We start from the raw sequence: 24333 nt of genomic DNA, 5'->3' as shown, positions 1-24333 counted from the left end.
ACTGCAGCGTCTGTCTTCCTGAGCTGTTATCATGCCCGCCTTCAGATTCACCTTGTTGGCTGTTGTCTCCCTCATCTTTCGTCTGGCCTCCCGCCATCTCCCTCGTCATGCGCCTGTTGTCGCAGGTCGTCGCTGACAGGTCGGCACCTCGGAGGGACAGAACGCGAACCGGGAGAAGACAGGCACGCATTCGCTTGCAAGAGGACATGAGATGGCTCGTATTGCCATGGCACGCCACATTCTGGTGAAGACCGAGGCCGAGGCGCAGCGTCTCAAGCAGTCACTGGAGCGCGGCCAGCCGTTCGAGAAGCTGGCGAAGAAGCACTCCACCTGTCCTTCCGGCAAGCGGGGCGGTGACCTGGGCGAAGTGCGCCCCGGCCAGATGGTCGGCGGCATCGATCGCGCCATCTTCAAGGGCCCGCTCAATACCCTGCAGGGGCCGCTGAAGAGCAAGTTCGGCTATCACCTGCTGGAAGTCTTCTTCCGTGGCTGATGCCTGACGGACCGCGATTCCAGACCCCGTATCATCCGGCGCCAGCGTGACGCTTCGTCACCGCCCACCTTTTCATTCCAAACGGATATTCCCTCGTGATCTCTACCGCCAATCTCACCATGCAGTTCGGTGCCAAGCCGCTGTTTGAAGACGTCTCCGCCAAATTCGGTCGTGGCAATCGCTATGGCCTGATCGGTGCCAACGGCTGCGGTAAGTCGACCATGATGAAGATTCTCGGCGGCGATCTTGAGCCGTCCGGTGGCCACGTCATGCTCGAGCCCAACACCCGTCTGGGCAAGCTGCGTCAGGACCAGTTCGCCTATGAGGAATACACGGTGCTCGACACCGTCATCATGGGTCACGAGCGCCTGGCGGTGGTCAAGGCCGAGCGTGACCGCATCTACTCGCTGCCGGAGATGAGCGAGGAAGACGGCATGAAGGTCGCCGACCTCGAAGTCGAATTCGCCGAGCTTGACGGCTACACCGCCGAAGCGCGTGCCGGTGAGCTGCTGATGGGCCTCGACATCCCCATCGAGCAGCACCTGGGGCCGATGAGTGAAGTCGCGCCGGGCTGGAAGCTGCGCGTGCTGCTGGCGCAGGCGCTGTTCTCCGATCCTGACGTCCTGCTGCTCGATGAGCCGACCAACCACCTGGACATCAACACCATCCGCTGGTTGGAAGGCGTGCTGACCGCGCGCTCCAGCACCATGATCATCATCTCGCACGACCGTCACTTCCTGAACAGTGTCTGCACCCACATGGCGGACCTGGATTACGGTGAGCTGCGTCTGTTCCCGGGCAACTATGACGAGTACATGACCGCCGCCACCCAGGCGCGTGAACAGCTGCAGGCCGACAACGCCAAGAAGAAGGCGCAGATCGCCGAGCTGCAGTCCTTCGTCAGCCGCTTCTCCGCCAACGCCTCCAAGGCCAAGCAGGCGACCTCGCGTGCCAAGCAGATCGACAAGATCCAGCTCAACGAGATCAAGCCGTCCTCACGCGTCAGCCCGTTCATCCGCTTCGAGCAGACCAAAAAGGTCCACAACAACGCGGTGATGATCGACAAGCTCGCCAAGGGCTTCGATGGCAACACCCTGTTCGAGAACTTCAGCTTCACGGTCGCCGCCGGTGAGCGTGTCGCCATCATCGGTCCGAACGGTATCGGCAAGACCACGCTGCTGCGCACCCTGGTCGGCGAGATGCACCCGGATGCCGGTGAAGTGAAGTGGACCGACGCCGCGGAAGTCGGCTACTACGCGCAGGACCACGCGCATGACTTCGCCAACGACATGAGCCTCTACGACTGGATGTCGCAGTGGACCGGTGGGGGCGAGCAGGTCGTGCGTGGCACCCTGGGGCGCATGCTGTTCTCCAATGACGACATCCAGAAGTCGGTCAAGGTGCTTTCCGGTGGTGAGCAGGGCCGCATGTTGTTCGGCAAGTTGATCCTCAAGCAGCCCAACGTGCTGGTGATGGATGAGCCGACCAACCACCTGGACATGGAGTCCATCGAGGCACTCAACCTCGCGCTGGAAAACTATCCGGGCACGCTGATCTTCGTCAGCCACGACCGTGAATTCGTCGGCTCGTTGGCCACGCGCATCATCGAGCTGAATGCCGAGGGTGTGGTCGACTTCTCCGGCACCTACGATGACTACCTGCGCAGCCAGGGCGTCATCGTCTGAGCGAGCACGTCTGCTCCCTGGCGTGAAATCGCCGCTCTGATCGCCCCCGTTGCCCCTGGCAGCGGGGGCGATCTGCCATCTGGCGTCGACGATCCGCGCCATTCGATTGCGCGATGTGACTGCATGTGAGAATCATTCGCCGATGAGGTGTATTTGTCTTATCATCTGCGCCTCTTGATCGCACCCGCGCGAAGGCGTGTGCATCCACCTTGTCGTCGCTCACCCCAGGAACAGAGTCATCATGTCAGATGTCGCACCCGGTGCCCCCGCTCAACGGCCCGCCTCGCGCGCCACGTCCCTGCGTCAGGACACCCCCCGTCAGCGAGGGCGGCGCAAGACCCTGGCGCAGCGACTCAATCCCTGGATCCGCTCTCTGCATCTGTATTGCGGCGTCGCGCTGGTGCCCTTCGTGCTGTTGTATGGCGTGAGCGCCTTCCTGATGAACCATCCCGGTCTGTATCGCGACATCCAGCAGACACCCTTGTCGTCCGAGGCATTGCAACGCGCCGCGTTGGGCCCGGTGGATGCCCAGGCTCTGGCCGTGGCCACCGTGGCGGAAATGAACCGAGTCTCCTCGGGGCGTCACGAATTCACGCTGGTTGACCCGCAGGCGCTCGAAGGGGCGCCGTTGTCTCTGCTGCTGGATTCCCGGGGAGCGGACATGCGTCAGCGCTACATGGTGGATCTTTCCCACGGTGAGGGGCGGCGCATCGCCATGCAGGAAACGCCCTCAGCGGCAAATGCGTCGGCTCGTCCTGCTCGCATGCCGCTGGCCGGCCAGACCCTGACGCTTCCTGACACCTCGCCACTGGCGGTGCCACTGGTCAGTCAGCAGGCCCGTCTGCGCGAGGCGATCGGCGCCAGTGAACGTCAGCCGCTCAATGGCAAGGGGACGCTCGACTTCACGCTGGAGGACGGCAGCGGCCAGCGCTTCACTGCCCAGCTGGACCTGTATTCAGGCAAGCTGAAGGGCCAGCCCGTCGGGCAGGTCCAGCCCGGCGCGGGGCTTGGCGAAACCCTGACGCATCTGCACAAGCAGCATGGCTACAAGAGCAGCGTGCTGGAGTGGCTGTGGGCCGTGGTCGTGGATGTCATGGCCTGCGTGATGGTGCTGTGGGGGCTGACTGGCCTGTGGATGTGGTGGCAGATGAAACGTCGGCGCCCCCTGGGCGGCCTGCTCATGGCGGCCGGTATCGGTCTGTCGGCGGCTCTGGGACTGGGGCTGCATGCCGGAATGTGACAGGTGAGGTGAGCAGGCTCTTGGCTTGACGTCATGTCCAGCGAGACACGACAGAACCTGACGAGATGGCATGTCAGCTGACGTGCGAGCTGACGTGCGAGCTGACGTGCGAGCTGACGTGCGAGATAAAAAGGAGCGCTGTGGATATCCGCAGCGCTCCTTTTGATGGCCATTCCGCGTTCCACATGTTGCCAGGGGACGGCGAGAGCCCGAAACCGGGCGTGGCTTCTGGTAAACTGCGCGGCCGGTGTCTGGCACAGTCGGGCCACCACGGTGCCGCTACTCGAGCACTCGGCGTTTCAGCACCGTCTTTCTCTTCTTGTTGCACGAGGTTTCCAGCATGGCCACATACGACGTCATCATCATCGGCGCAGGCGCGGCAGGCCTGATGTGTGCCGCCACGGCGGGCTATCAGGGCAAGCGCGTGCTGGTGCTGGACCACGCCAACAAGGCCGGCAAGAAGATCCTGATGTCAGGTGGCGGGCGCTGCAATTTCACCAACCTGGATGCCGGGCCGTCCAACTTCTTCTCGCGCAATCCGCACTTCTGCATCTCGGCACTCAAGCGCTACACGCCGCATCACTTTCTCGAGCTGGTGGAGCGTCACGGGCTGGAGCATGTCGAGAAGAAGCCGGGGCAGCTGTTCTGCGCGGATTCCGCCAAGGATCTGCTGGCGATCCTGATGACGGAGTGCGAGTGGGCCGGGGCGGAGATTCGTCTCAACACGCGCATCACTTCGCTTGAGCGTGCGGGTGAGGGCATGCGGGTCGAGACCAGCAACGGCACGCATACGGCAGGGCGGGTGGTAGTGGCGACCGGTGGCATGTCGATCCCGACGCTGGGCGCGACAGGCTTTGGCTATGATATCGCGCGCCAGTTCGGGCTCGAGGTCACCGAGACCTACGCGGCGCTGGTGCCGTTCACGCTGACCTCGCAGTGGAAGGAGCGCCTGTCGCCGCTGTCCGGGCTTGCCTGTGACGTCAGCGTCACCGCCGGCAAGGGCCAGTATCGCGAACCGATGCTGATCACCCACCGTGGGCTTTCCGGCCCGGCGATGCTGCAGGCCTCCAGCTGGTGGACGCCCGGCCAGCCACTGGACATCGACCTGTTGCCGGGGGTGGACGCCTACGCCGAGCTGCTGGCTCTGCGTGAGCAGCATCCCAAGCGCCAGATCGGTCCCTGGCTTGGCGAGCGCCTGCCCAAGCGTCTCGCCCAGTCGCTGGTCGAGTGGCAGGACGCCGACGCCGGCCGCATCAGCGAGCGCAGCCTCGCCGAGCTCTCCAACGCGCGTCTCGAGCAGCTGGCCAAGGCGCTCAACCACTGGCAGCTCAAGCCGGCGGGCACCGAAGGCTGGCGCACCGCCGAGGTCACCATGGGCGGCGTGGTCACCGATGCCATCTCGCAGAAGGACTTCAGCGTGCGCGATCTCCCGCAGCTGGCCTTCATCGGTGAGGTGCTGGATGTCACCGGCGAACTGGGCGGCTACAACTTCCAGTGGGCGTGGTCCTCGGCGGTGGCCTGCGGGCTGAACTGCTGACCAGCACGTTCTCACCACTGGCCGCGTCTCATGCCATCTGCTGGCGGATGGCGGGCAGGCGTTGCTCGACCAGCGCGACGAAGGCCTCGGTCACCGGTCGGCCCGGTGTGGTCGGATAGTGAAGCTCCAATGGCACCGCCCCGAGCGCCGGACGCAGGGGAATGAACTGACAGCCATCGCACTGCAGACGGCGGATGCAGCCGGGCGCGATGGCGACTCCCAGTCCGGCCGCGACCTCACTGAGCAGTGTCTGCATCATGGCCGGCTGGCGCTGGAGGCGCGGCGAGAAGCCGACATCGCCGCAGGCGCTGATGATCTGGTCAAATAGCCCCGTCGCCTGCGTGCGCTGAAACAGCACGAAGTCCTCCTGCGCAAGCTCGCTCAGGGTGAGCCGCTTGCGGTGCGCCAGACGATGGCCCTCGGGCACGACCGCCATCAGCCTATCCTCGTAGACCGGCAGAGCCGTCAGGGTATCGCGCTGCTCGATGGGCAGCGGACGCGACAGGCCGAGGTCGATCTCGTCACGCGCGAAGGCATCCAGCTGCTGCTGGGCGCTCATCTCATGCAAGGTGAGGCTGACCTCGGGGTGGCTGGCGGCGAAGTCGCGCATCAGCCCGGGAACGAAGCTTGCGCAGGCCGAGCTCATGTAGCCGATGCGCAACGTGCCGGTCTGGCCGCTGGCGGCCATCGCCACGCGCTTGCGTGCCTGTGCCTCCAGCGCCAGCATGCGCTGCGCTTCTTCCAGCAACGCCTCGCCGGGTGCCGTCACTCGCACTTCCCGCGTATTGCGCCACAACAGACTCACGCCCAGTTCGGCTTCAAGATCGGCGATCTGGCGACTGATGGCAGGCTGAACGGTGTGCAGCTCGCGGGCGGCGGCCGAGAAGCTCCGGTGCGTCGCCACGGAAACGAAGGTTCTCAGTGTGCGCAGTTCCATGGCAGCTCTCGTCAGTTGATTGATGTCCATCAAGTATAAGTCATATCAAGTATCGTCATTTCTATTATCAATGCTCGCTCATTAGTCTGGGGGCCTGCCAAGCCTCCCTCCGTCAGCTTTCTTCCTCTCGCGCCCTCCCGGCTTTCGTGTCTCACAAGCCAGGAGGGCGCGGCGATGCAGTGGCTGGCAAGAGGGCCCTGTTTCCGAGTGGAGCCGATATGACGACATCAACTTCCCGAGGTATCGCGCAGGATACGCGCGATACCTCTCGATCACTTTCTGGCGGTGGGCGTTTCACGCTGCTGGCGGTCGCCTGCCTGACCATCATGGTGGGTACCGTGGTGGCACCGGGGCTTCTGAATATCGCGGCCGCCTTGCAGGTGGAGAGCCATGCCAGCTGGCTGATCACCCTGCCGTCGCTGGGTGCGGTGCTGTTTGCGCCTATCGCCGGACGCATGATCGACCGCCTCGGGGCCTATCGCGCGCTGACTGGCGGGCTGTTCCTGTATGGTTTGCTGGGGGCGGGCGGGGCACTGCTGGAAGGCACCGTCGCCGTGTTCGCCGATCGTATCCTGCTGGGGGGCGTCACCGCGGTCGTGATGGCGGGCGGCACCACGCTGATCTCCGAGTGGTATCACGGCCATGCGCGACTCAAGATGATTGCCCAGCAGGGCATGTCCATCGAACTTGGCGGCGTGATCTTCCTGTTCGTCAGTGGCGTGCTGGCAGGCATCGCCTGGCAGCTGCCTTTCCTGCTCTACCTGCTGGCCTGGTTGCTGCTGGCCATGCTGTGGATGATGGTGCCCAGGCAGTCACCTGCAGCCCCTGATGAAACGGTTGGCAAGTCTGGCCAGCAGGCGCTGTCCGCTTCGCTCACCAGTGTCTATCTGGCGGCGGCCATGGCCATGACGCTGTTCTTCACCGCCATCGTCATGCTGCCCAAGCGCCTGAACCTGCTGGGGCTGAACGAGGCCTCGACCGGCATCTTCCTGGCGGCGATCTCGATGGTCGCGGTGGTGGCGGCGATGTGGATGCCGAAGGTCTCACGTGCCTTGCGCGAGATGCCGACGCTGGCACTGGCCTTCGTGCTGTATGCCGCCAGCCTGTTCGTCTTCCAGCAGGCCGAGAACATGGGGGTGATGAGCGCGGGTGCCGTGCTGGCCGGGATGGGCTTCGGCTTCTCGATTCCGCTGCTCAACCACATGACGGTGGAGCGCAGCCACGCACTGGTGCGTGGACGCAATCTCTCCTACCTGACGATGGCGATCTTCCTGGGCCAGTTCCTGACCTCCTTCCTGGAGTTCCTGCCCGGCGATGGCCGCCATGTCTTCGGTTTTGGCGCCGTGCTGGGCCTGATCTTCGCGGCTCTCTATCTGGGCATCCATCTGCTCAAGCGCGACAGTCGCGGCGCCTGAGTCATCCCGGGCAACGCCTGCCCGCTGCATATCGAGACGTGCGACGAAAAAAGCCCCGCGACCTGAGTGCCAGGTGGCGGGGCTTTCGGTATGTATCGTGATCACTTGTCGAACAGTATTCTCAGGCGGCGAATCATCACCCAGCCCATCAGGCCACGCTTGATCAGGCTCAGGCCCTTCTTTGGCCGGAAACCTCCCCGCGCGGCAATCAGGCCGCCCACCAGAACCAACGGGCCACGGTATTGCTGCACCTTGGCCCAACCACGGTCGATGGGGGCGGTTGCCTCCTTGAGGTCACGCATCGCATGACTGACGTCGAGGCGCTGCTGGCTGATGCGTGCTTCGAGTTCCGCACGCCTGGCATCGCGCGGATGCGCTTGCCGGCGACCGTTCCCCCCTGAGGGGGGCAGTGCCGGCTCACGCTGCGCGAGGGACTGTCTGGAAGAACTCATCTCGTCTCCTTGGCAGGGGCTGGCAGGCGGGGGGCATCAGAGGTTTTCGCGTTGGCGCTGGCGTTCCAGTGCGTCGGCGCGGACGTCCTTGAGGCTGTCGCTGTCGCGGCTCAGATTGCTGAGCGTCGAGCGCAGCAGGCTGCGCTGGGAAGCGATCACCTTGACTCGCCAGGCGATCAATCCGCCCAGTGCCAGCAGGATACCGCCGCTCAAGGCGATGGCAAGCAGGCGATGGGTATCCCAGAAGGCCACGACCACCAGCAGGATCGCCAGGCCGATACCGAAGCAGATCAGCATCAGGGCGATACCTGACAGCAGCAGCATCATGAACAAGCGTTCGCGTTCCTCCTCGAGCTCCAGCACGGCGAGACGCAGACGCGTCTCGCCACTCTCCACCAGGCTCGCGGTTAGACGACGGATGGCGCCAAGTACGCGTTCAACCGGCCCTTGCTCCTGCATCAGCGACGGCCAAGCAGCATGCCGATGACGACACCGGCGGCAGCGCCGATACCGACACTGGTCCACGGGTTGTCGTGCACGTAGCGGTCAGCGCAGTCCGCGGATTCACGCGCGCTGGCGGCCAGACGGTCACCCTGGGCACTCAGTCGGGCACGAGTGGCTTCCAGGCGGGTCTGGGCGCGGGCACGCGCTTCCTTCATGCTCTCGCGGGAGTCCTCGGCCGAGGCGTGCAGCAGTTCCTCGACGGTCTGGGAGAGATGACGCAGGTCTTCCTTCAGCTGCTCGGTGTTGGCACCGGTGGCTGAATTGGCTGTGGTCGTATGATCACCGATTTTCTGCATGGCCATGTTGTGTCTCCTTCCCGTGTGTCGAATCAGATTTCGTGAATTGTGAGCGCCAGATGGCGCGCATGACTCTCGAACTCAGTCTTCCCTGGGGCGCCGCTGGCGGCAGGGCATGACCTTTTCAGGTCGCAGCGATTCCTGTCTGGCTGCGTCTTTTCTGGTCATGAACAAATCCTTGGGGCCACCGGGAACAAACACAAGGGCTGGCAATGCCTGGATGATGATATCGGGGGAGCCGAGGCGCATTCGTTGATCTGGATCAGGGAGGGTGAATCCTGTCTGCACGGCCTGAAACGACGCAACGGGCAGCCTGGGCTGCCCGTTGCGTGGCGAGGGGATCATGGCTCGGCGGCCCGTGAGAGGCGCGCTGGCCGAAGATCAGGTCTCTGGCAGGCCGGCGAAGAAGGTGTTGATCGAGAAGCCCAGCCCCAGGCGGTTCACGCTGTGGTCGTAGTCGATGAGACTCTCGCCATAGCCGTGGTAGTACTGCACGTAGCCGCGCACCTTGCCGAACAGCGGGAAGGAGTAATCCAGCTGGTTGCCGAAATTGCCCTTGGAGGGGTTGCCGCGCACCATCCAGGTGAACTCGTGCTGATCCGCGGTATAGCCCACGGTGATGTCGCCGTAGCCGATGTAGTTGTAGAGGTCCGGATTGTCGTCCTCATCGGACTCCTCCGGCACGCGCCAATGCGGCGTGATCGCCACGGCCCAGTCGCCATTCTGGAACATCATGTCGGCATAGACCCGGTTCCAGCTGCGCGACAGCGGGTCGGAACGCCCGTTGGACTGATGGGCGAAACCGATGCGATTGCGCGTGTTGGTCCAGCCCAGTAGTTCATAGCGATTGTCGAACTGAAGGAAGGCTTCCGGCTCGTAGTTGGTCTCGCGGAACGGCGCCGAGGCATCGGAGTTGTAGGCCTGCCACCAGCTGCGCTGGGTATAGGCGAAGTACAGGTCGCCATTGTCATCGAAGATGTCATTCACCAACCCGACCTTGAGACTGAGCTGGTACTTCACCTCGGTGTTGTCCACCTCGCCTTCGCGGGTCACCTGGGCGAAGCTGCTCTCATTCGGGGTCGAGTTGTAGGCCCAGGGCAGCAGATAGTTGCGCTTGTAGGCGGTGATGGCCAGGGGATTGCTCTCGGCATCGTCCTCGAGCACCACCCGCTCCTCGGCACGTTTCTGAGCCAGGCTGTCCTGCCCCTGACTCTCCTGACCTTCCACGGTGGCAGGGGCGTCATCACTCGCCGCCAGCTCTGCGCCGCCACGTGCGGGCTGCGTATAGATCGGCGTGCGACGTGGATCGCTCTTGCGTGCCCCTGCACGCGCCTGGGCCGGAGTCATCCCCAGTTCTCGGGGCGTGAAGCGCTGGCCATTGGCCAGTACCACGCGGCCCTGGCTGTCCATGGTGTAGGGCACGTCTGCGCTGGCCAGTGGGGCGCAGGTCAGCAGCGCTGACGCCAGCATTCCGGACAGGCATGCCGCGACTGGCCGAGAGCCGGTGGAGGTAGGGCAGAGAAGCATGGAAATATCCTGTCTGTAACACCGCAAGAGACGAGCAGCGCATTATGGGGCAACGATCATGACAAGTCTGCCATTCTACTGGCTGGCAGGCGTGGGGTGCCAGCTGGCAACCGACGACACCTCTGTCGCCTGCCGCTCACATCCCCATGGTGCGCTTGGCGGGGAGGTGTCGGAGCGATTGCGCCTGACTGAGGCTCAGTTGACAATGCAGGCATCGTGGACCCCGAGAGGTCTGCCTCTGGTAACGATGCGGGTGAGGAGATGGATGTGTCAGGCATGAATTCCCTGAGAGCGACGACGCGATGGATCGTGATGATGCTTGTCGTGCTGCTGTGCGCCTTGCCCGGCATGGCACAGGCCGTCGTGGAGCGCAGCGATGTGCAGGGCCAGCTGGAGGACCTGCAGAGCGTCGAGAAGCCTGACGCGGAGACACGCCAGCGGATCGCGGATCTCAAGGAAACCCTGACGGTACTCGATGATCTCGGTGAGGCCAACAGCAACCTCAAGGACATCAAGGCCGAGGTGAAGACGGCGCCGGGTGATCTGGCCGAGGCCCAGGCAGCGCTGGCGAGCCTGCCTCGCGACAGCACCAGTCAGCTCGACGAAGCGAGTCTCGCCGAGGAATCGGTGGAGGCATTGGATGCGCGCATGACGCGTATCCTGGACGAGCTCCAGAGCCTGCAGGACAAGCTCGCGAGTACCAATCGGCGCCTCATCAATGCCCAGAGTCTGCCGGAGCGCTCTCGTTCGACCCTGGCGGATGCCCAGCAGCAGGTGCAGCGCCTGCAGACCCAGCTCTCCGGCAGCGACAGCCAGGCACTGACCGGCACGGGCCGAGACCTGCTGGAGGCGCGTCTGGCCCTGGCCGAGGCACGTGGCGAGCTCAGCCACACCGAGCTCAACTCCAGTTCGCAGCTGCGAGAGCTGGCGCAGGTACGCAAGACGCTCTACAGCCGGCGTATCGAGACTCTCGAGCAGGACCTCAAGGTGGTGCAGAGCCTGGTCAACGCCAAGCGACGAGACCAGTCCGAGCAGACCATCGCGGAGGCCACCAGCGGCGAGAATGCCGAGCTGGCCAGCAACCCCATCTTTCAGCAGGTCTTGAGTCGCAACCGTGAACTCAGCAGTCAGCTGCTGGCGATCACGGATCGCGTCAACGCCGTGATCCGCGATGGTCTCGAGGTGCGCACCCAGCTGGACCGCGTCACCCAGGTCGAGCGCACCATGAGCGAGCAGATCGAGGCCATCAAGGGCAGCGTGCTGCTGGCCCGTATCCTGCGTGAGCAACAGAGTCATCTGCCCAAGGTCGACGTGCGTCAGGACCTGAAGGAAGAGATCGCCGATCTGCGCCTCAAGCAGTTCGAACTCAACAAGGTGCGCGAACAGCTCGCGGACATTCCGCACTATCTGCAAAGCGAAGTGCTGAGCGAAAGCGCCGCGCTGGAGCGCCCCGGCGGCAACGCCGATGCCCAGACGGTCAGCTCCGAGCTGCGTCAGGCGCTGACTCGCCAGCTGGAGGCCCGCAAGGAGCTGGTCGACAAGCTCGACAAGGAATATGACAGCCTGCTGGCGCGCGCCATTGATCTGCAGCTCAACCAGCAGCAGTTGCTCGAAGTCTCCGGACGTCTGCGTCAGACCATCGAGGAGCAGCTCTTCTGGGTCGCCAACGGCAAGCCTCTGGACCTGGACTGGCTGTCGCGTACTCCACAAATGCTGGCGGACGAGCTCAAGCCCACCGTATGGCGCGGCGTGGTGGCGGGGCTGTCCAAGGGCTTCCAGCTCAATGATCTGTGGGTGGCGCTGCCGGGGCTGCTGTTGCTGATCTTCATCACATGGAAGCGCTCGCACATCCGATCGCGCCTGGCGGACCTGCATGCCCAGATAGGCCGCCTCAAGCAGGACACCCAGCTGCACACTCCGCGGGCGATCCAGCTCAACGTGATGCTGGCGATCCCCGGTGCACTCGCGCTGGCACTGATCGGCAGCGTGCTGTCGCTGGGGGAGGGCGTCATGCTGTGGGCGCTGGGCCAGGCGCTGCTCAAGCTGGCGCTGGCATGGGGGATCTTCGCCATCTTCCGGCGCCTGCTGGTCAAGGACGGCGTGGCCGAGCGTCACTTCCAGTGGCCCGCCAACTACGTGGCCGAGCTGCGCCGCCATCTGTGGTGGCTGGGCTGCGCGCTGCTGCCGGTCATCCTGACCACCAACATCATCAGCGAGGCGGATCTCAATCTGCTGGAGCGCCCACTGGGTCTGCTGATCCTGTTCTCGGGGCTATGCGCGATGAGCTTCTGTCTCTCGCGGTTGATCCTGGCGCATGTGCCGTTCTTCGGTCTCAAGCTGTTCCGCCTGATTCTGGGGCTGGCCATGGCCATGGTGCCGGTGGCGCTGGGCGTGCTGATCTGCCTGGGGTATGAGTACACGGCACTGCGCCTCAGTGGACGCTTCATCACCACGCTGTTCCTGTTCGGTGCCTGGATTCTGGTCGAGGCCACCGTGGTGCGCGGGCTGGCAGTCGCGGCGCGCCGTCTGGCGTATCGACGTGCCGTGGCGCGTCGGCGAGCCCAGGTGCAGGAAGGCGCGGAGGGCGGCGTCGAGGTGGTCGAGGAGCCGCCGCTGGACATGGAGCAGGTCAACTCCCAGTCGTTGCGCCTGTCGAAGCTGATTCTGGTCATCAGCTTCATGTTCATCTTCTATCTGGTCTGGGCGGATCTGCTCAATGTGCTCAGCTACCTGGACAGCGTCGTGGTCTGGGAGATCGCTGCCTCGGCCGAGGGAGATTCCGCGACCCCCATCTCGCTGGCGGATCTGATCGCGGCGCTGGTCACTCTCGGAGTCGCGGTGATGATGGCGCGCAACCTGCCGGGCCTGCTGGAGGTCTCGATCCTGTCGCGGCTCGAACTCAAGCAGGGGTCCAGCTATGCCATCACCTCGCTGCTGTCCTACGTGATCATGGCGACGGGCTTCGTGATGACACTGGGCAGCATGGGCGTCAGCTGGGACAAGCTGCAGTGGCTGGTGGCGGCGTTGAGTGTCGGCCTGGGCTTCGGTCTGCAGGAGATCTTCGCCAACTTCATCTCGGGTCTGATCATCCTGTTCGAGCGCCCGGTACGCATCGGCGACACCATCACCATCGGCAATCTGCACGGGACGGTCAGTCGTATCCGTATCCGTGCCACCACGGTGACGGATTTCGACCGCAAGGAGATCATCATTCCCAACAAGGTGTTCGTGACCGACCAGCTGATCAACTGGTCACTCTCGGACAACGTGACGCGGGTGGTGCTCAACTTCGGCGTCGCCCATGGCAGTGATCTGGATCTGGCGCACCGCCTGCTGATGCAGGCCGCCCAGGAGAACAGGCGGGTGCTCAAGGACCCGGAGCCTCTGGTGTTCTGTCTGAGCTACAACAAGGACAACTTCGGCTTCGAGCTGCGCATCTACGTCAACGACCTTACCGACCGCCTGTATGCGACAGACGAGATCAATCGCTGGGTCGATGCACGCTTCCGCGAGAACGGTCTCAAGGTGGCCTTCCAGCAGATGGATGTCTGGCTGCATCGTCAGGATGGCACCGAGCGTCTCATCGAGCAGCGAGCGGCCACGGGCGAGCCGCTCAGAGCGGCCAGCGGCTCGCCGGAAAGCGTTGGAGCCGAGACGGGAGACGCACCGTCAAGCAGCGAACATCGTGAGGGCGGCGCCTTGATCGCTCGTCGCAAGCCGACCACCGGCGTGGGCGGCCGTGAAGATGCCGGGTTGCGCGAATCCGCGCCCGACGCGACGGACGGCGACGGGGGAGATGGCGGCGGCCGCTAGTCGTCGAGCGTGGCCGGTGAGGCCGGTGTTGCTTGAGTCTCAGGCGCAGGCCTGGTTTAAGACTCAGAGTCAGGCTCAGACTCAGACTCAGACGCAGGCTCAGAGCCAGACCTGGGCCCGGGCGCCGGGGCCCGAAACTCCAGCGCCCAGCGGCTCAGGAAGCTGGCCTGCTTGAGCCTGTCGAGGGTGGCGAGCAGGCCGGGGCCTATCTCGATGGGGCGCAGCGCGTTGCCGAGACGTTCACGCAGATCACGCGCGCTGCCGTCACCGCTCACCTCGGGATGCAATGCGCCCAGATCGCTGTCACTGGCCACCGCCTGTTGGCCCTCAAGACTCAACCACCAGTCCAGAAATGCCTCGCCGGCATCACCATGCGGTGCCTGGCGCGGCACGAACGCCAGTCGGCGCTGAATCAGTACGTAGTCTTCCGGCACGATCACCAGCAGCTCAGGGTGCGCGCGGGCAAAGGAGATGGCATAGGGCCCGACCAGGTTGTAGGCGATATCCACCTCGCCGTTGGCCAGTGCCTCGAGCATGGCGCCGGTGGTGGTCACCAGCCGTGCATCGGCCTGACCCATGGCGCGCACCAGTGTCCAGTAGCGAGGCGACTGACGGGCATCGGAGACGGCATAGGTGAAGCCGGAGCCGCTGCGACGCGGGTCGTAGGTGATCACGCGACCGCGCAGCAGCTCCCGGCGTGTCTCCAGCAGATGCCAGAGATCCCGATGACTGCGCAGGGCATCGCGAGGGTCGCGCAGTCCTTCGCTGTCGGCCAGACGCTTCAGCGCATCGCGGCGCGCCACCATCACGATGGGCTCGAAGCTCATGGCGAACAGCTCATTGCGCCAGCGTGAGCTCTCGGGCCAGCCTGTCAGGTTCGCGGCTTGCAGCGGGCGTGCATGGCCGCCATTGGCCAGACGGTACTGCAGGCCCATGGCCGAGGAGATCATCAGGTCGGCCCGAGGTGTCAGGGGGGCGGCCAGATAGCGGGCTTCCAGCGCCAGCGCGGAGCGATTGACGTAATGCAGCAGCATCCCGGGGTGTTCGCGGCTGTAACGTTGCAGCAGCGGACGAATCTCGGGCAGATCCAGCGCCGCATGGATCACCAGATCCGCCTCTTCCCCGGACTGGACAGCCTGCGCGGCCACGGGCTCTCCTGCCTTGAGCCAGAGTGCCTGATGCTCATCGAGTTGCGGGTCGAAGCTCGCGATGTCCTGTGCCGAGCACAACGACGCGATGGCCAGCCCGACGACGGTGAGCACGGCGGCCCAGCAGCGGTGCGTTCTCAACATGCATCCCCCTTGGGGCCGGTCGATGCCTCGCGTGAGGCTGGGGCAGTGGCGGTCACGGGAGGCGGGCAGGGCAGCAGGTGAAAGCTCACGCGCAGTCCCGGCCGAGCGCCATCAGCGGGGACAGGGTCGGAGGCCTCCAATGACAGCCGGGCATCGTGGTGGCGGGCAATGCCATCGACGATGGCAAGCCCGAGCCCTGCGCCACTCTGCTCGGGTGTCTGGCCGCTAGAAGTGTCGGACATCGGCTGGGCGGCCGGGTGCTGGTCTGCCCGGGCATGGCGATGAAAGGGGCGCAGCACCAGCAGACGCCGCTCCGGCGTGATGCCCGGGCCATCATCCTCGACGCTCAGGCGCAGACGGCCTGGCGTGGCCGATTCACGTGCCGCGTCTTCTCCGCTGGCGGGTATCGCGTGCTCGCGGCTCAGCGTCACGGTCACTACCCGCGCGCCATGCTTGCAGGCGTTGTCGATCAGGTTGGCCAGCGCCTCCTGCAGTTGCCAGTCCACACCCGGCGTCCAGGCGGCATGGTCGATGTCCGGCGCGATCTCGAGGCCGAGATCCACACCGGCGCGATCACAGCGCAGGAAATGACGGCTGACCGTGTCGCGCACCAGGCTCGAGAGCTCCAGCGGCACCCGAGGAGGTTGCACTTCCGGATTGTTGAGGCGTGTCAGCGACAGCAGCTGATTGGCCAGGTGGGCGGTGTGACTGGCGGTGGCCTGCATCTGTTCCAGTGCCGCGTGCCAGGCGCTCGGGTCCTGCTGGCGCAGGGCCAGCTCGGCATGCGCGGAGAGACCGGCCAGGGGCGTGCGCAACTGATGGGAGGCATCGCCGATGAAGCGCTCCTGATTGGCACGGACCCGGCGCATGCGGGACAGCAGCTCATTGAGGGCATGCTTGAGTTCCTCAAGCTCGCGCGGCAGCGTCAGTTGCAAGGCCGCCAGGCTGCGCGGGTCGCGTTCGCGGATGGCTCGCCGCAGCCGCGTGAGGGGCGCAAGCGCCATGCGCACGCCCACCAGCACCACCATCAGGGCCAGAATGGCCATGCCTGCCAGGCGCACCAGCGAGCCACGATACAGCTCCTGGGTCAGCGCATCGCGCCCTTCGCGGGTATGGGCGACACGAATGCTGAAGCGTTGGCCATGACGCGGGTCATCACCCCAGCCACCGAGGCGGGTTTCGAGCGTGCCCAGGCGCAGTGCCTGCCCCTGCCAGGCGATGTCGCGAAAGGCCAGTTCGCCACTGCGTCCCGCCATCTCGTCCCGCGTGCCATGCGCGCCGGCCTCACTTCGTGCATCGGGCAGCCGCGTGTTGCCCGTGACCTGCTCGCCATCGGCGTCCACCAGGCTGTAGAAGACCCGCTCCTGGGCATCGGTGGCCAGCATTTCCAGGGCTGCCGGCGGCAGGTCGAGCCATAGCTGACCATCCTGCCATTTGACCTGCTCGGCGATGGTCACCAGCGAGGCTTCCAGCAGACGATCATAGGCGCGGTCCGCGGCTTCACGCGCGGACAGGAAGGCCTGCACCAGCAACAGGGTACCCAGGGCCAGCAGCGGGATCAGCAGCCAGCTCAGCAGACGACGATAGAGACTGACGGGCTGTTGGGCATCGCGTGGTGGCTGTGGGGATGCCGTGGCCTGGTGAGAGTCGAGCGCGCTCAAGGAGTCCGGCTCTCCGCCGGGGCCTGTTCCAGCAGATAGCCGAGGCCGCGAATGGTGCGCAGACTGACGTCGCTGCCGTCCAGGCGCTTGCGCAGGCGGTGGACATAGACCTCGATGGCGTTGTCGCCGACCGCCTCCTGCTCGCCGAAGGCCTCGCGGGTCAGGCGGGCCTTGTCCACCGGCTCACCGGCGTGCTGGATCAGGCAGCCAAGCAGACGCTGCTCGCGCGGGGGCAGTGACAGCGGTGCCTCGGCCAGCAGGAAGCGACCATTCAGCGGCTCGAAGGCCAGACTGCCCACCACCAGTCGCTGTTCGAGTGTTCGGCCCTGATGCGTGGCCTGGCTGGCTTGATGATTGGCATGACGACGCAGCAGAGCACGCACGCGGGCTTCCAGTTCATCGAGCACGAAGGGTTTGGCGAGGTAGTCGTCGGCACCGAGATCCAGTCCGCGTACGCGATCCTCGATGGCACCGCGGGCGGTGAGAATCAGGACCGGGGTATGGCGATCGTGCTCACGCAGGGCGGCCAGTATCTCGAGCCCCGAGGCGCCGGGCAGGTTGAGATCCAGCACGACCAGCGCGAAGCCGTGCGGCTGTCCTGGCGAGAGTCGCGCCAGCGCCGCGCTGCCATCGGCCAGGTGCGTGACGTCGAGTCCCTCGCTGATGAAGACACTGTGCAGGGTACTGGAGAGCAGCGCGTCGTCCTCCACCAGCAGCAGTGACGGCGTCTGTCGGGAAGGTGTGGAAGGTGTCGATTGCGTGGGGGGCATCCGGGCTCCGGGAGATGCACGGTATTCCCGTTCAGGTGGCTGCCGAAGGCACCACGATTCACGGTAGGATCATCAGGGCAACAAGCCATGTGGCTAGCGTACCATCACAGGCTCCCCTCGTGCCGCTGACAAGGATGTCGGAATGTCACTCATCTCGTTCGCGCGCGCTGTCAGACAGCGCTTCAGGACTCCATCCGTGGATAACGATCAGTGGAAATCGCTGGCGGTCTCGCTGGCGCTGGGCGTGGCGGGAGGCAGCCTCTTCCAGCTGACCGGCATGCCGCTGGCGTGGATGCTGGGGCCGTTGGTCGCCAATCTGCTCGGTGCCATGGCCGGGCTGACACTCGCCGTGCCGGAGCGATTGCGCAGCCTGTTTCTCGGGGTGCTGGGTCTGACGTTGGGAGCGCGAGTGTCGCCGGAGCTGGTCTCGCACCTTGCCAGCTGGTGGCTGTCGGGGACATTGCTGTTGCTCGGCGTGCTGGCCTCGACACTGGCCTGTGCCGCCTGGTATCGACGCTGCGGCTTCGATGCCACCAGTGCCTGGTTTGCCTCGGTGCCCGGGGTGCTGACGGCGATGGTGATCATCGGGGAGCGCAGTGGCGGCGATGCCCAGCGTATCGCGGTGGCCCAGTCGCTGCGCGTGCTGCTGGTGATACTCATCCTGCCGCCGCTCTACTGGCTGCTGGAGGGTGGCGGTGGAGCGGACGGGGTGGGCGACCCGCCAGTGAGCGGGCTGTGGCTGGTACTGACGTTGCCGTTGCTGTTGCCTCTGGGCAGGCGCCTGCGCTTGCCGAATGCCGCGTTGCTGGGGCCATTGCTGGTGGCGATGGCGTTGTCATTGGCCGAGGTGGTGCGCTTTGCGCCCCCGATATGGGGGACGGATGTGATGCAGCTGGTGCTGGGCTGCGCCATCGGGGCACGTTTCAAGGGGCTGTCGCCCGCCAGACTGGCGGGGCTGATGGGGCAATCGGGTGTCGCGACACTGATCGCGCTTGCGGTACTGGGTGGCTTCGCCGAAGTGATCCATCAGGCAATGGGCGTGCCGCGCGATGTGGCCTTTCTGGCACTGGCACCGGGCGGGATCGGCGAGATGGCATTGCTGGCGGTGGCGCTGGATCTCGATCCCGTCTTCGTCGCCTTTCATCACCTTCTGCGCATGATCGTACTGATGCTGGCGCTACCGCTGATGGTGCGCCATTTCCGGAGGCGTGCGCCGGTACCTGACGGCGAGGCGTGCGATGAGAGGAAGGGGGATTGAGGCGCTGCGACATCCCCTCTTGTGAGGGCGGCAACACGCTGTTATAGTGTGCGCCTTGATCACGCCAAGTGCTTGAAGTTCAAGCGATTGGCTCGGTAGTTCACCGATTGATCATGTCTGTGGTGGCCCTGTTGGTCCTCCCGCAATGCTAGGCTGCAAACCCCGCCAGGCCCGGAAGGGAGCAACGGTAGTGGCTGACGCGTGTGCCGGGATGTGGCTGATGGGGCCGCCTCCATTTCAGGGCAGCAAAGATCCGCATGCCTGAAATGCCACGTCTATGTGTTCCCCCCGCAAGTTCCCTGATCGACTCCTTCGTACGTTGCCATGCCCTGTCGGGCGTCTTGTCGTGTCCGTCTTGTGCCTTTGGCTTCCCCTGTTCGGCGCTTATGTTCGACATCTGCGTCCAGCACCCGCGTTCGGCGCTTATGTTCAACACCCGTGTTCGGCATCTATGACCAACACCCGTGTGCGATCCTCATGCTTGATCGTCATGTTCGATTGTCATGTTCCGCCGTCGGGCCCGTCATGCGGGCCTGGAGACAGCAATCCCGTTGCACAAGTGGTTACGTGCTTTGAAGCCACTCGGCAAGTCGCTAGAATGAGCGCATTCTCAGCGAGGCCGCGTCATCGGTCTCCGTCTGTCGACTGTCGGTGGTGACGCTTATCCGGGTCGTGCAGGCTTTCCGCTCATGTTTCAGATCACCCAAGGAATGCCTCGCTCAATGAGCTATCAGGTATTGGCGCGCAAGTGGCGCCCGCGCAATTTTCACGAACTGATCGGTCAGGAGCATGTCAGCCGTGCGCTGGTCAATGCCCTCGATCAGGGGCGCCTGCACCATGCCTATCTGTTCACCGGGACTCGCGGTGTCGGCAAGACGACGCTGGCGCGCATTCTCGCCAAGTGTCTGAACTGCGAGGAGGGTGTCAGCTCCAGACCCTGCGGCGTGTGTGGCACCTGTCGCGAGATCGACGAGGGGCGCTTCGTCGACCTGATCGAAGTCGACGCCGCCTCGCGGACCAAGGTCGAGGACACGCGTGAGCTTTTGGACAACGTCCAGTACGCCCCGACCCAGGGACGCTACAAGGTGTACCTCATCGATGAGGTGCACATGCTGTCGACCCACAGTTTCAATGCGCTGCTCAAGACGCTGGAAGAGCCGCCGCCCCACGTGAAGTTCCTGCTCGCGACCACCGACCCGCAGAAGCTGCCGGTCACCATCCTGTCGCGCTGTCTGCAGTTCACGCTCAAGAACATGCCGCCGGTCCGCGTGGTCGAGCACCTCACCGACATTCTCGGGCGTGAGGAAGTCAGCTTCGAGGAAGACGCGCTGTGGTTGCTCGGCAAGGCCGCCGATGGCTCGATGCGTGACGCCATGAGTCTGACGGACCAGGCGATCGCCTTCGGGCATGGTCAGGTGCGGCGCGAAGATGTCGCCGCCATGCTGGGCACCCTGGATCACCGTCATGTGCTTGCGCTGCTGGAATGTCTGGCGGAATTGAACGCCGCGAGTCTGCTGGCGGAGGTCGCGACGCTGGCCGAGCAGGGCCCGGATTACGGCGGTGTGCTGGATGACATGGCCTCCGTCTTCCATCGCCTGGCGATCGCCCAGATGGTGCCGAGCGCGCTGGACAACGGCCATGGTGACCGTGATGCACTGCTGGCGCTGGCCAGCCGCTTCACTGGCGAAGACGTGCAGCTCTATTACCAGATCGCCTTGCAGGGGCGCGCCGACATGGCCAATGCGCCGGATGCCCGCACCGCGCTGGAGATGACGTTGCTGCGCATGCTGGCCTTCCGCCCGCAGGGCGTGCCGCGTCCGGCGCAGACGCCGCTGCCGATGACCGGCCAGCCGGAGGGCGCCGCTCAAGCCCCGGCACCACAGGTGTCCGCGCCGCAGGCTCCGGCTCAACAGGCTCCTGTTCAAGAAGCACCGGTTCAGCAAGCCCCGGCTCCCGCCGCGGCGCAGTCTGCCGCACCGGTGACTGAAGCACAGCCGCCGATGGCCGATGAGCCGCCCCCCTGGGCGACGGAGGACGTTCCCCATGACGCCCGGGATGCCGGCTTTCGCGACCTGACACAAGATGAGCCCCAGACATCGGCCGCGACAGGGTCAGTGCCGGCTGCCGAGTCAGCTCCGGCGATGTCTGCCACGGGGGCGCAAGCGCCGCAGCCGTCGGAGCCGGTGGCTGCGCCCGCACAGGCAGCCGCTGCGCCCAGCTCGGCGATGTCACGCCTGAGCGCCGCCTTTGGTTCAGCGCAACCGGAGCCGGAACCGGAGCCGGAACCGGAGCCGAAACCGGAGCCGGAGCCCGCTGAAGCATCAGCACCGGAGCCCGCTGAAACAGCAGCGCCGATGTCTGCTGAACTGTCAGCGCCAGCACAACCAGAGCCTGCTGCGCCGGTCGTGTCTGAGCCCGCCATGTCTGAGCCCGCTATGTCTGAGCCGGTCATGCCCGAGCCTGTCGAGGCAGCGGCTCCCGCGCCGGTTCAGGCATCAGCACCTGCGCCATCCGATGCCCCGAGTGGTGATGGCCGCTTGAATCACGCGGCGTGGCTGGAGCTGTTCCCGGCGCTGGGGCTTGGCGGCATCACACGCAACATCGGTGCGCACTGTCTGGTCGAGCACGACGATGGCACGCACCTCAAGCTGAGGCTGGACCCTGCCCAGTCCGCGATGATGGCGGATGTCCACCGGGAGCGCATTCACAAGGCGCTGGCAGGACAGGGCGTGGTGCGGGAACTCGAGATCAATGTCGGCCCGCTGCCGGAGGGTCTCGAGACACCTCACAGCCGACGCATTCGTCTGCTGGGCGAGCGTCAGCTGCGGGCGGTTGAAGCCTTGCGTGCTGACCCGCATATCCAGTCATTGGAGCAGCAATTGGGCGCGCGCTTGATCGAGGAAAGCGTCAACTCCTTCGAGCCGGACAATTTCTGATCGAGCGTCATCGGTCACCGCGACCGGTGACGCTCCCGGATTCCGGGGGGGACGTGCTTGCGGGCATGTGCCCCCACGCCAGCCATGCCAGATGGCGCGGCTGGCAGACAGCATTTATCGTTAGTTCATGTACAACACGTCATTGATGAGGTGAGCCATGTTTGGTGGAAAAGGCGGTATGGGCAACATCATGAAGCAGGCGCAGGAGATGCAGGAGCGCATGCAGAAGGTCCAGGAAGAAGCGGCCAAGGCCGAAGTCCAGGGCGAAGCCGGTGCCGGCATGGTCAAGATCACCATGAACGGGCGCCATGACGTCTCGCGCGTCGAGGTCGACCCGAGCCTGATGGAAGAGGACAAGGAACTGCTGGAAGACCTGCTGGCCGCTGCCGTCAACGACGCGGTGCGCAAGGTCGAGGTCAATTCCAAGAAGCAGATGGAAGAGGCGACTGCGGGTCTCAACCTTCCGGCCGGCTTCAAGATGCCGTTCTGATGGGATTCTCGCCGCTGGTCGATCAGCTGCTGGATGCCCTGCGCGTGCTGCCGGGCGTCGGTCCGCGTACCGCACAGCGCATGGCGCTGCATCTGCTGGAGCGTGATCGCATGGGGGCCGACCGGCTGGTCGGTGTACTCGGCGAGGCGCTGGAGCGTGTCGGCTATTGCGCGCGCTGCCGGACGCTGACGGAAGAAGAGATCTGTCAGCTGTGCCTGAGTCCTCGGCGTGATGAGCGAGTGCTGTGCGTGGTGGAGTCCCCCGCGGACCAGCTTGCCATCGAAGGGGCGGGTGGCTACGTGGGACGTTACTTCGTGCTGCATGGCCACCTGTCACCGCTGGACGGCATCGGGCCTGAGGACATCGGCTTGGATGCGCTGGAAACCCGCGTGCGCGAGAGTCAGATCGAAGAGCTGGTGCTGGCCACCAACCCGACGGTCGAGGGTGAAGCCACCGCGCACTACATCGCCGAGCAGCTTCGCGATGTGGCGCATGGCGGGCAGCCCCTCAAGCTGACACGGCTGGCCTATGGCGTGCCGATGGGTGGCGAGCTGGAATATGTCGATGGTGGTACGCTGAGTCGTGCCTTCAGCGGCCGATTGCCCTTTACCCTCGGCGAGATCTGAACGTGTCGGGTTCGCCCGGTCGCGTTTCGCCAGCGGCATGTCTTTGACGCAAAGCGTCCGAAAGGCAACAACAGCAGCACGTCTGCGGGCGTGGTGGTCAGGAACCACCACGCCCGCCGTCGTTTCCGCCCGGTGTCTGGCGAGTGCCCGTCACCCTTCATTTATCGCTTGCCCGGGCAAGCCAGTCACCATGAGATATTCTTGCAGATGAGTGATCAATCCGCCGCCACCGCACTGCTGTCAGAGCTAGACTTCGATGCCATCTGGGTCGAGACCCCCGAAGCGCTGGCCGCTGCCTGTGCCGAACTTGAGGGCGCCGACTGGTTGGCGCTGGACACCGAGTTCATCCGTGAGTCCACCTTCTTCCCGATTCCGGCACTGGTGCAGCTGATGGCGGCCCGCGATGGTGAGCTGCCCGGTGCGGATGGCAAGACGCCGCGCATCTTCCTGATCGACCCCACGGTGGTGCCGGCCAGTGACGCGCTCAAGCGTCTGCTGGGTCCTGAGGGGCCGCTCAAGCTGCTGCATGCCTGCGGCGAGGACATGGAAGTCTTCCTGCGCTGGGCGGGCGTGGCGCCGGCACCGCTGATCGATACCCAGATCGCCGAAGGGCTCACGGGTGGCGAGGCCTCCATGGGTTATCAGCGTCTGGTCGAACGTGTGGCCGGCATCACGGTGCCCAAGGAAGAGACGCGCTCCAACTGGCTCAAGCGTCCGCTGAGTCAGGCGCAGTGTGACTATGCCGCTCTGGACGTGCTGTTCCTGCCGAAGGTCTGGGCACAGCAGCGTGAGGCCCTGAATCAGCTGGGTCGCATGGCCTGGCTGGAAGAGGACTGCAGTGCCCCGGGCAGCAGCGGGGGTGCCACGCCGGACCCGGAGTACTGGAAGCGCCATCGCAGCCTGTGGAAGCTCACGCCGCGTGGGCTGGCCGCCTGGCAGTCCCTGTGCGAGTGGCGTGAGGCCCAGATTCGTCTACGTGACGTGCCGCGCTCGCGCCTGCTGGCGGATGCCCAGCTGTTCGCCATCTGCGAGCGTCTGCCGGTCAATCGTTTCGAGCTGGCCAAGGTCGAGGGGCTCCACCCGCCGCAGATCAAGCGCATCGGCGACAGCGTGCTGGAAATTCTCAAGGACGTGGCGATGATCGATGACAGCCAGTTGCCGCGCGTGCCGCCGTCGCCGTTGGCGCCGGAATGGAAGGCGCGCATGAAGCGCCTCAAGCGTGAGGTCAACGCGGTCGCCGAGGCCCAGGACCTCAAGCCGGAGATTCTCGGCAAGCGTCGCGACATGGAAGCGCTGGTGATCGCCGACTACGAAGGTGAGCCGCTGCCGTTGCCGGGTGGCTGGCGCGGCGCGCTGCTGGCCGAGCGCCTCGCCAAGGCGTTCCAGCCGGAATGAGTCAAG

19 protein-coding genes and 1 other RNA gene are annotated in these 24333 nt (G+C 64.9%); 12 read left to right on the top strand and 8 right to left on the bottom strand.

Annotation, left to right across the window (positions count from 1 at the left end; all coding sequences use genetic code 11):
* The first annotated feature begins 211 nt into the window (after positions 1-211).
* From BOH68_RS14065 to BOH68_RS14050, 4 genes are all read left to right on the top strand, one after another.
* The gene (locus BOH68_RS14065; protein ID WP_077375482.1) at positions 212-493 is read left to right on the top strand and encodes a peptidylprolyl isomerase; all 282 of its coding nucleotides are present in this window, start codon (positions 212-214) and stop codon (positions 491-493) included.
* 95 nt (positions 494-588) lie between these two features.
* Complete coding sequence (locus tag BOH68_RS14060) at positions 589-2178, top strand: ABC-F family ATPase (RefSeq protein WP_077375479.1); 1590 nt, start codon at positions 589-591, stop codon at positions 2176-2178.
* Between the two features lie 241 nt (positions 2179-2419).
* Complete coding sequence (locus BOH68_RS14055; protein ID WP_077375476.1) at positions 2420-3418, top strand: PepSY domain-containing protein; 999 nt, start codon at positions 2420-2422, stop codon at positions 3416-3418.
* Positions 3419-3758: 340 nt separating this feature from the next.
* Positions 3759-4955 (top strand): BaiN/RdsA family NAD(P)/FAD-dependent oxidoreductase, encoded by a 1197-nt coding sequence (locus BOH68_RS14050; protein ID WP_077375472.1) that lies wholly within the window; start codon positions 3759-3761, stop codon positions 4953-4955.
* Between the two features lie 28 nt (positions 4956-4983).
* Here the strand turns inward: BOH68_RS14050 and BOH68_RS14045 are convergent, their stop codons facing one another.
* Entirely contained in the window at positions 4984-5892 is a 909-nt protein-coding gene (locus BOH68_RS14045) for a LysR family transcriptional regulator (RefSeq protein WP_170877402.1), read from the bottom strand.
* A 218-nt stretch (positions 5893-6110) separates the two neighbouring features.
* On the opposite strand from BOH68_RS14045, the gene BOH68_RS14040 reads away from it, so the two are divergent.
* Complete coding sequence (locus BOH68_RS14040; RefSeq protein WP_077375466.1) at positions 6111-7307, top strand: MFS transporter; 1197 nt, start codon at positions 6111-6113, stop codon at positions 7305-7307.
* Positions 7308-7408: 101 nt separating this feature from the next.
* Here the strand turns inward: BOH68_RS14040 and BOH68_RS14035 are convergent, their stop codons facing one another.
* From BOH68_RS14035 to BOH68_RS14020, 4 genes are all read right to left on the bottom strand, one after another.
* The gene (locus BOH68_RS14035; protein ID WP_077375463.1) at positions 7409-7759 is read right to left on the bottom strand and encodes a YqjK-like family protein; all 351 of its coding nucleotides are present in this window, start codon (positions 7757-7759) and stop codon (positions 7409-7411) included.
* Positions 7760-7795: 36 nt separating this feature from the next.
* On the bottom strand, positions 7796-8218 hold the full coding sequence (locus BOH68_RS14030) for a phage holin family protein (protein ID WP_077375460.1): 423 nt from the start codon (positions 8216-8218) through the stop codon (positions 7796-7798).
* Positions 8218-8559 (bottom strand): DUF883 family protein, encoded by a 342-nt coding sequence (locus tag BOH68_RS14025; protein WP_065392495.1) that lies wholly within the window; start codon positions 8557-8559, stop codon positions 8218-8220. The genes BOH68_RS14030 and BOH68_RS14025 overlap by 1 nt, the downstream gene beginning before the upstream one ends.
* Positions 8560-8940: 381 nt before the next feature.
* Entirely contained in the window at positions 8941-10086 is a 1146-nt protein-coding gene (locus BOH68_RS14020) for a phospholipase A (protein ID WP_240499659.1), read from the bottom strand.
* 276 nt (positions 10087-10362) lie between these two features.
* On the opposite strand from BOH68_RS14020, the gene mscK reads away from it, so the two are divergent.
* Positions 10363-13899, top strand: a complete 3537-nt coding sequence (gene mscK / locus BOH68_RS14015; RefSeq protein WP_077375713.1) for a mechanosensitive channel MscK — start codon at positions 10363-10365, stop codon at positions 13897-13899.
* Positions 13900-13955: 56 nt separating this feature from the next.
* Here mscK and BOH68_RS14010 read toward each other — a convergent pair whose 3' ends face one another.
* Genes BOH68_RS14010 through BOH68_RS14000 form a run of 3 tightly spaced genes read right to left on the bottom strand, consistent with a single transcriptional unit; the run spans position 13956 to position 17622 of the window.
* Complete coding sequence (locus BOH68_RS14010) at positions 13956-15191, bottom strand: ABC transporter substrate-binding protein (protein WP_077375454.1); 1236 nt, start codon at positions 15189-15191, stop codon at positions 13956-13958.
* A complete protein-coding gene (locus tag BOH68_RS14005) occupies positions 15185-16852 on the bottom strand; it encodes a sensor histidine kinase (protein WP_077375451.1) in 1668 nt (555 codons plus the stop codon). The genes BOH68_RS14010 and BOH68_RS14005 overlap by 7 nt, the downstream gene beginning before the upstream one ends.
* Positions 16849-17622 carry a response regulator transcription factor gene (locus BOH68_RS14000; protein WP_077375448.1) on the bottom strand — a complete coding sequence of 258 codons (774 nt, stop codon included), beginning with the start codon at positions 17620-17622 and terminating at the stop codon, positions 16849-16851. Before BOH68_RS14000 ends, BOH68_RS14005 begins: the two co-directional genes overlap by 4 nt.
* Positions 17623-17818: 196 nt before the next feature.
* Between BOH68_RS14000 and BOH68_RS13995 the strand changes: the two genes are divergently transcribed.
* The 6 genes from BOH68_RS13995 (at position 17819) to rnd (ending at position 24327) form a co-directional block, all read left to right on the top strand.
* On the top strand, positions 17819-18880 hold the full coding sequence (locus BOH68_RS13995) for an AbrB family transcriptional regulator (protein ID WP_258038233.1): 1062 nt from the start codon (positions 17819-17821) through the stop codon (positions 18878-18880).
* A 129-nt stretch (positions 18881-19009) separates the two neighbouring features.
* Positions 19010-19106: signal recognition particle sRNA small type (gene ffs, locus BOH68_RS13990), an RNA gene on the top strand.
* Between the two features lie 496 nt (positions 19107-19602).
* On the top strand, positions 19603-21816 hold the full coding sequence (gene dnaX / locus BOH68_RS13985; RefSeq protein ID WP_077375443.1) for a DNA polymerase III subunit gamma/tau: 2214 nt from the start codon (positions 19603-19605) through the stop codon (positions 21814-21816).
* A gap of 157 nt (positions 21817-21973) precedes the next feature.
* Entirely contained in the window at positions 21974-22306 is a 333-nt protein-coding gene (locus BOH68_RS13980) for a YbaB/EbfC family nucleoid-associated protein (RefSeq protein WP_077375440.1), read from the top strand.
* Positions 22306-22932: a recombination mediator RecR gene (gene recR / locus BOH68_RS13975; protein ID WP_077375437.1), complete on the top strand. Its 627-nt coding sequence runs from the start codon at positions 22306-22308 to the stop codon at positions 22930-22932. Before BOH68_RS13980 ends, recR begins: the two co-directional genes overlap by 1 nt.
* 207 nt (positions 22933-23139) lie before the next feature.
* On the top strand, positions 23140-24327 hold the full coding sequence (gene rnd / locus BOH68_RS13970; RefSeq protein WP_077375434.1) for a ribonuclease D: 1188 nt from the start codon (positions 23140-23142) through the stop codon (positions 24325-24327).
* The last annotated feature ends 6 nt before the right edge of the window (positions 24328-24333 follow it).

Origin of the sequence: Cobetia sp. MM1IDA2H-1, from assembly GCF_002916775.2 — a bacterium.
Classification (GTDB): Bacteria; Pseudomonadota; Gammaproteobacteria; order Pseudomonadales; family Halomonadaceae; genus Cobetia; species Cobetia marina.
This window is presented reverse-complemented; position numbering and strand designations above follow the sequence as displayed.

Excerpts from the sequence above, each read along its gene's own strand:
- BOH68_RS14020 (WP_240499659.1), bottom strand. The coding sequence starts at position 10,086 with ATGCTTCTCTGCCCTACCTCCACCGGCTCTCGGCCAGTCGCGGCATGC.
- BOH68_RS14010 (WP_077375454.1), bottom strand. The coding sequence starts at position 15,191 with ATGTTGAGAACGCACCGCTGCTGGGCCGCCGTGCTCACCGTCGTCGGG.
- rnd (WP_077375434.1), top strand. The coding sequence starts at position 23,140 with ATGAGTGATCAATCCGCCGCCACCGCACTGCTGTCAGAGCTAGACTTC.
- BOH68_RS14040 (WP_077375466.1), top strand. The coding sequence starts at position 6,111 with ATGACGACATCAACTTCCCGAGGTATCGCGCAGGATACGCGCGATACC.
- dnaX (WP_077375443.1), top strand. The coding sequence starts at position 19,603 with ATGAGCTATCAGGTATTGGCGCGCAAGTGGCGCCCGCGCAATTTTCAC.
- BOH68_RS14000 (WP_077375448.1), bottom strand. The coding sequence starts at position 17,622 with ATGCCCCCCACGCAATCGACACCTTCCACACCTTCCCGACAGACGCCG.
- recR (WP_077375437.1), top strand. The coding sequence starts at position 22,306 with ATGGGATTCTCGCCGCTGGTCGATCAGCTGCTGGATGCCCTGCGCGTG.
- BOH68_RS14030 (WP_077375460.1), bottom strand. The coding sequence starts at position 8,218 with ATGCAGGAGCAAGGGCCGGTTGAACGCGTACTTGGCGCCATCCGTCGT.
- BOH68_RS14025 (WP_065392495.1), bottom strand. The coding sequence starts at position 8,559 with ATGCAGAAAATCGGTGATCATACGACCACAGCCAATTCAGCCACCGGT.
- BOH68_RS13980 (WP_077375440.1), top strand. The coding sequence starts at position 21,974 with ATGTTTGGTGGAAAAGGCGGTATGGGCAACATCATGAAGCAGGCGCAG.
- BOH68_RS14035 (WP_077375463.1), bottom strand. The coding sequence starts at position 7,759 with ATGAGTTCTTCCAGACAGTCCCTCGCGCAGCGTGAGCCGGCACTGCCC.
- mscK (WP_077375713.1), top strand. The coding sequence starts at position 10,363 with ATGAATTCCCTGAGAGCGACGACGCGATGGATCGTGATGATGCTTGTC.
- BOH68_RS14050 (WP_077375472.1), top strand. The coding sequence starts at position 3,759 with ATGGCCACATACGACGTCATCATCATCGGCGCAGGCGCGGCAGGCCTG.
- BOH68_RS14045 (WP_170877402.1), bottom strand. The coding sequence starts at position 5,892 with ATGGAACTGCGCACACTGAGAACCTTCGTTTCCGTGGCGACGCACCGG.
- BOH68_RS14065 (WP_077375482.1), top strand. The coding sequence starts at position 212 with ATGGCTCGTATTGCCATGGCACGCCACATTCTGGTGAAGACCGAGGCC.
- BOH68_RS14055 (WP_077375476.1), top strand. The coding sequence starts at position 2,420 with ATGTCAGATGTCGCACCCGGTGCCCCCGCTCAACGGCCCGCCTCGCGC.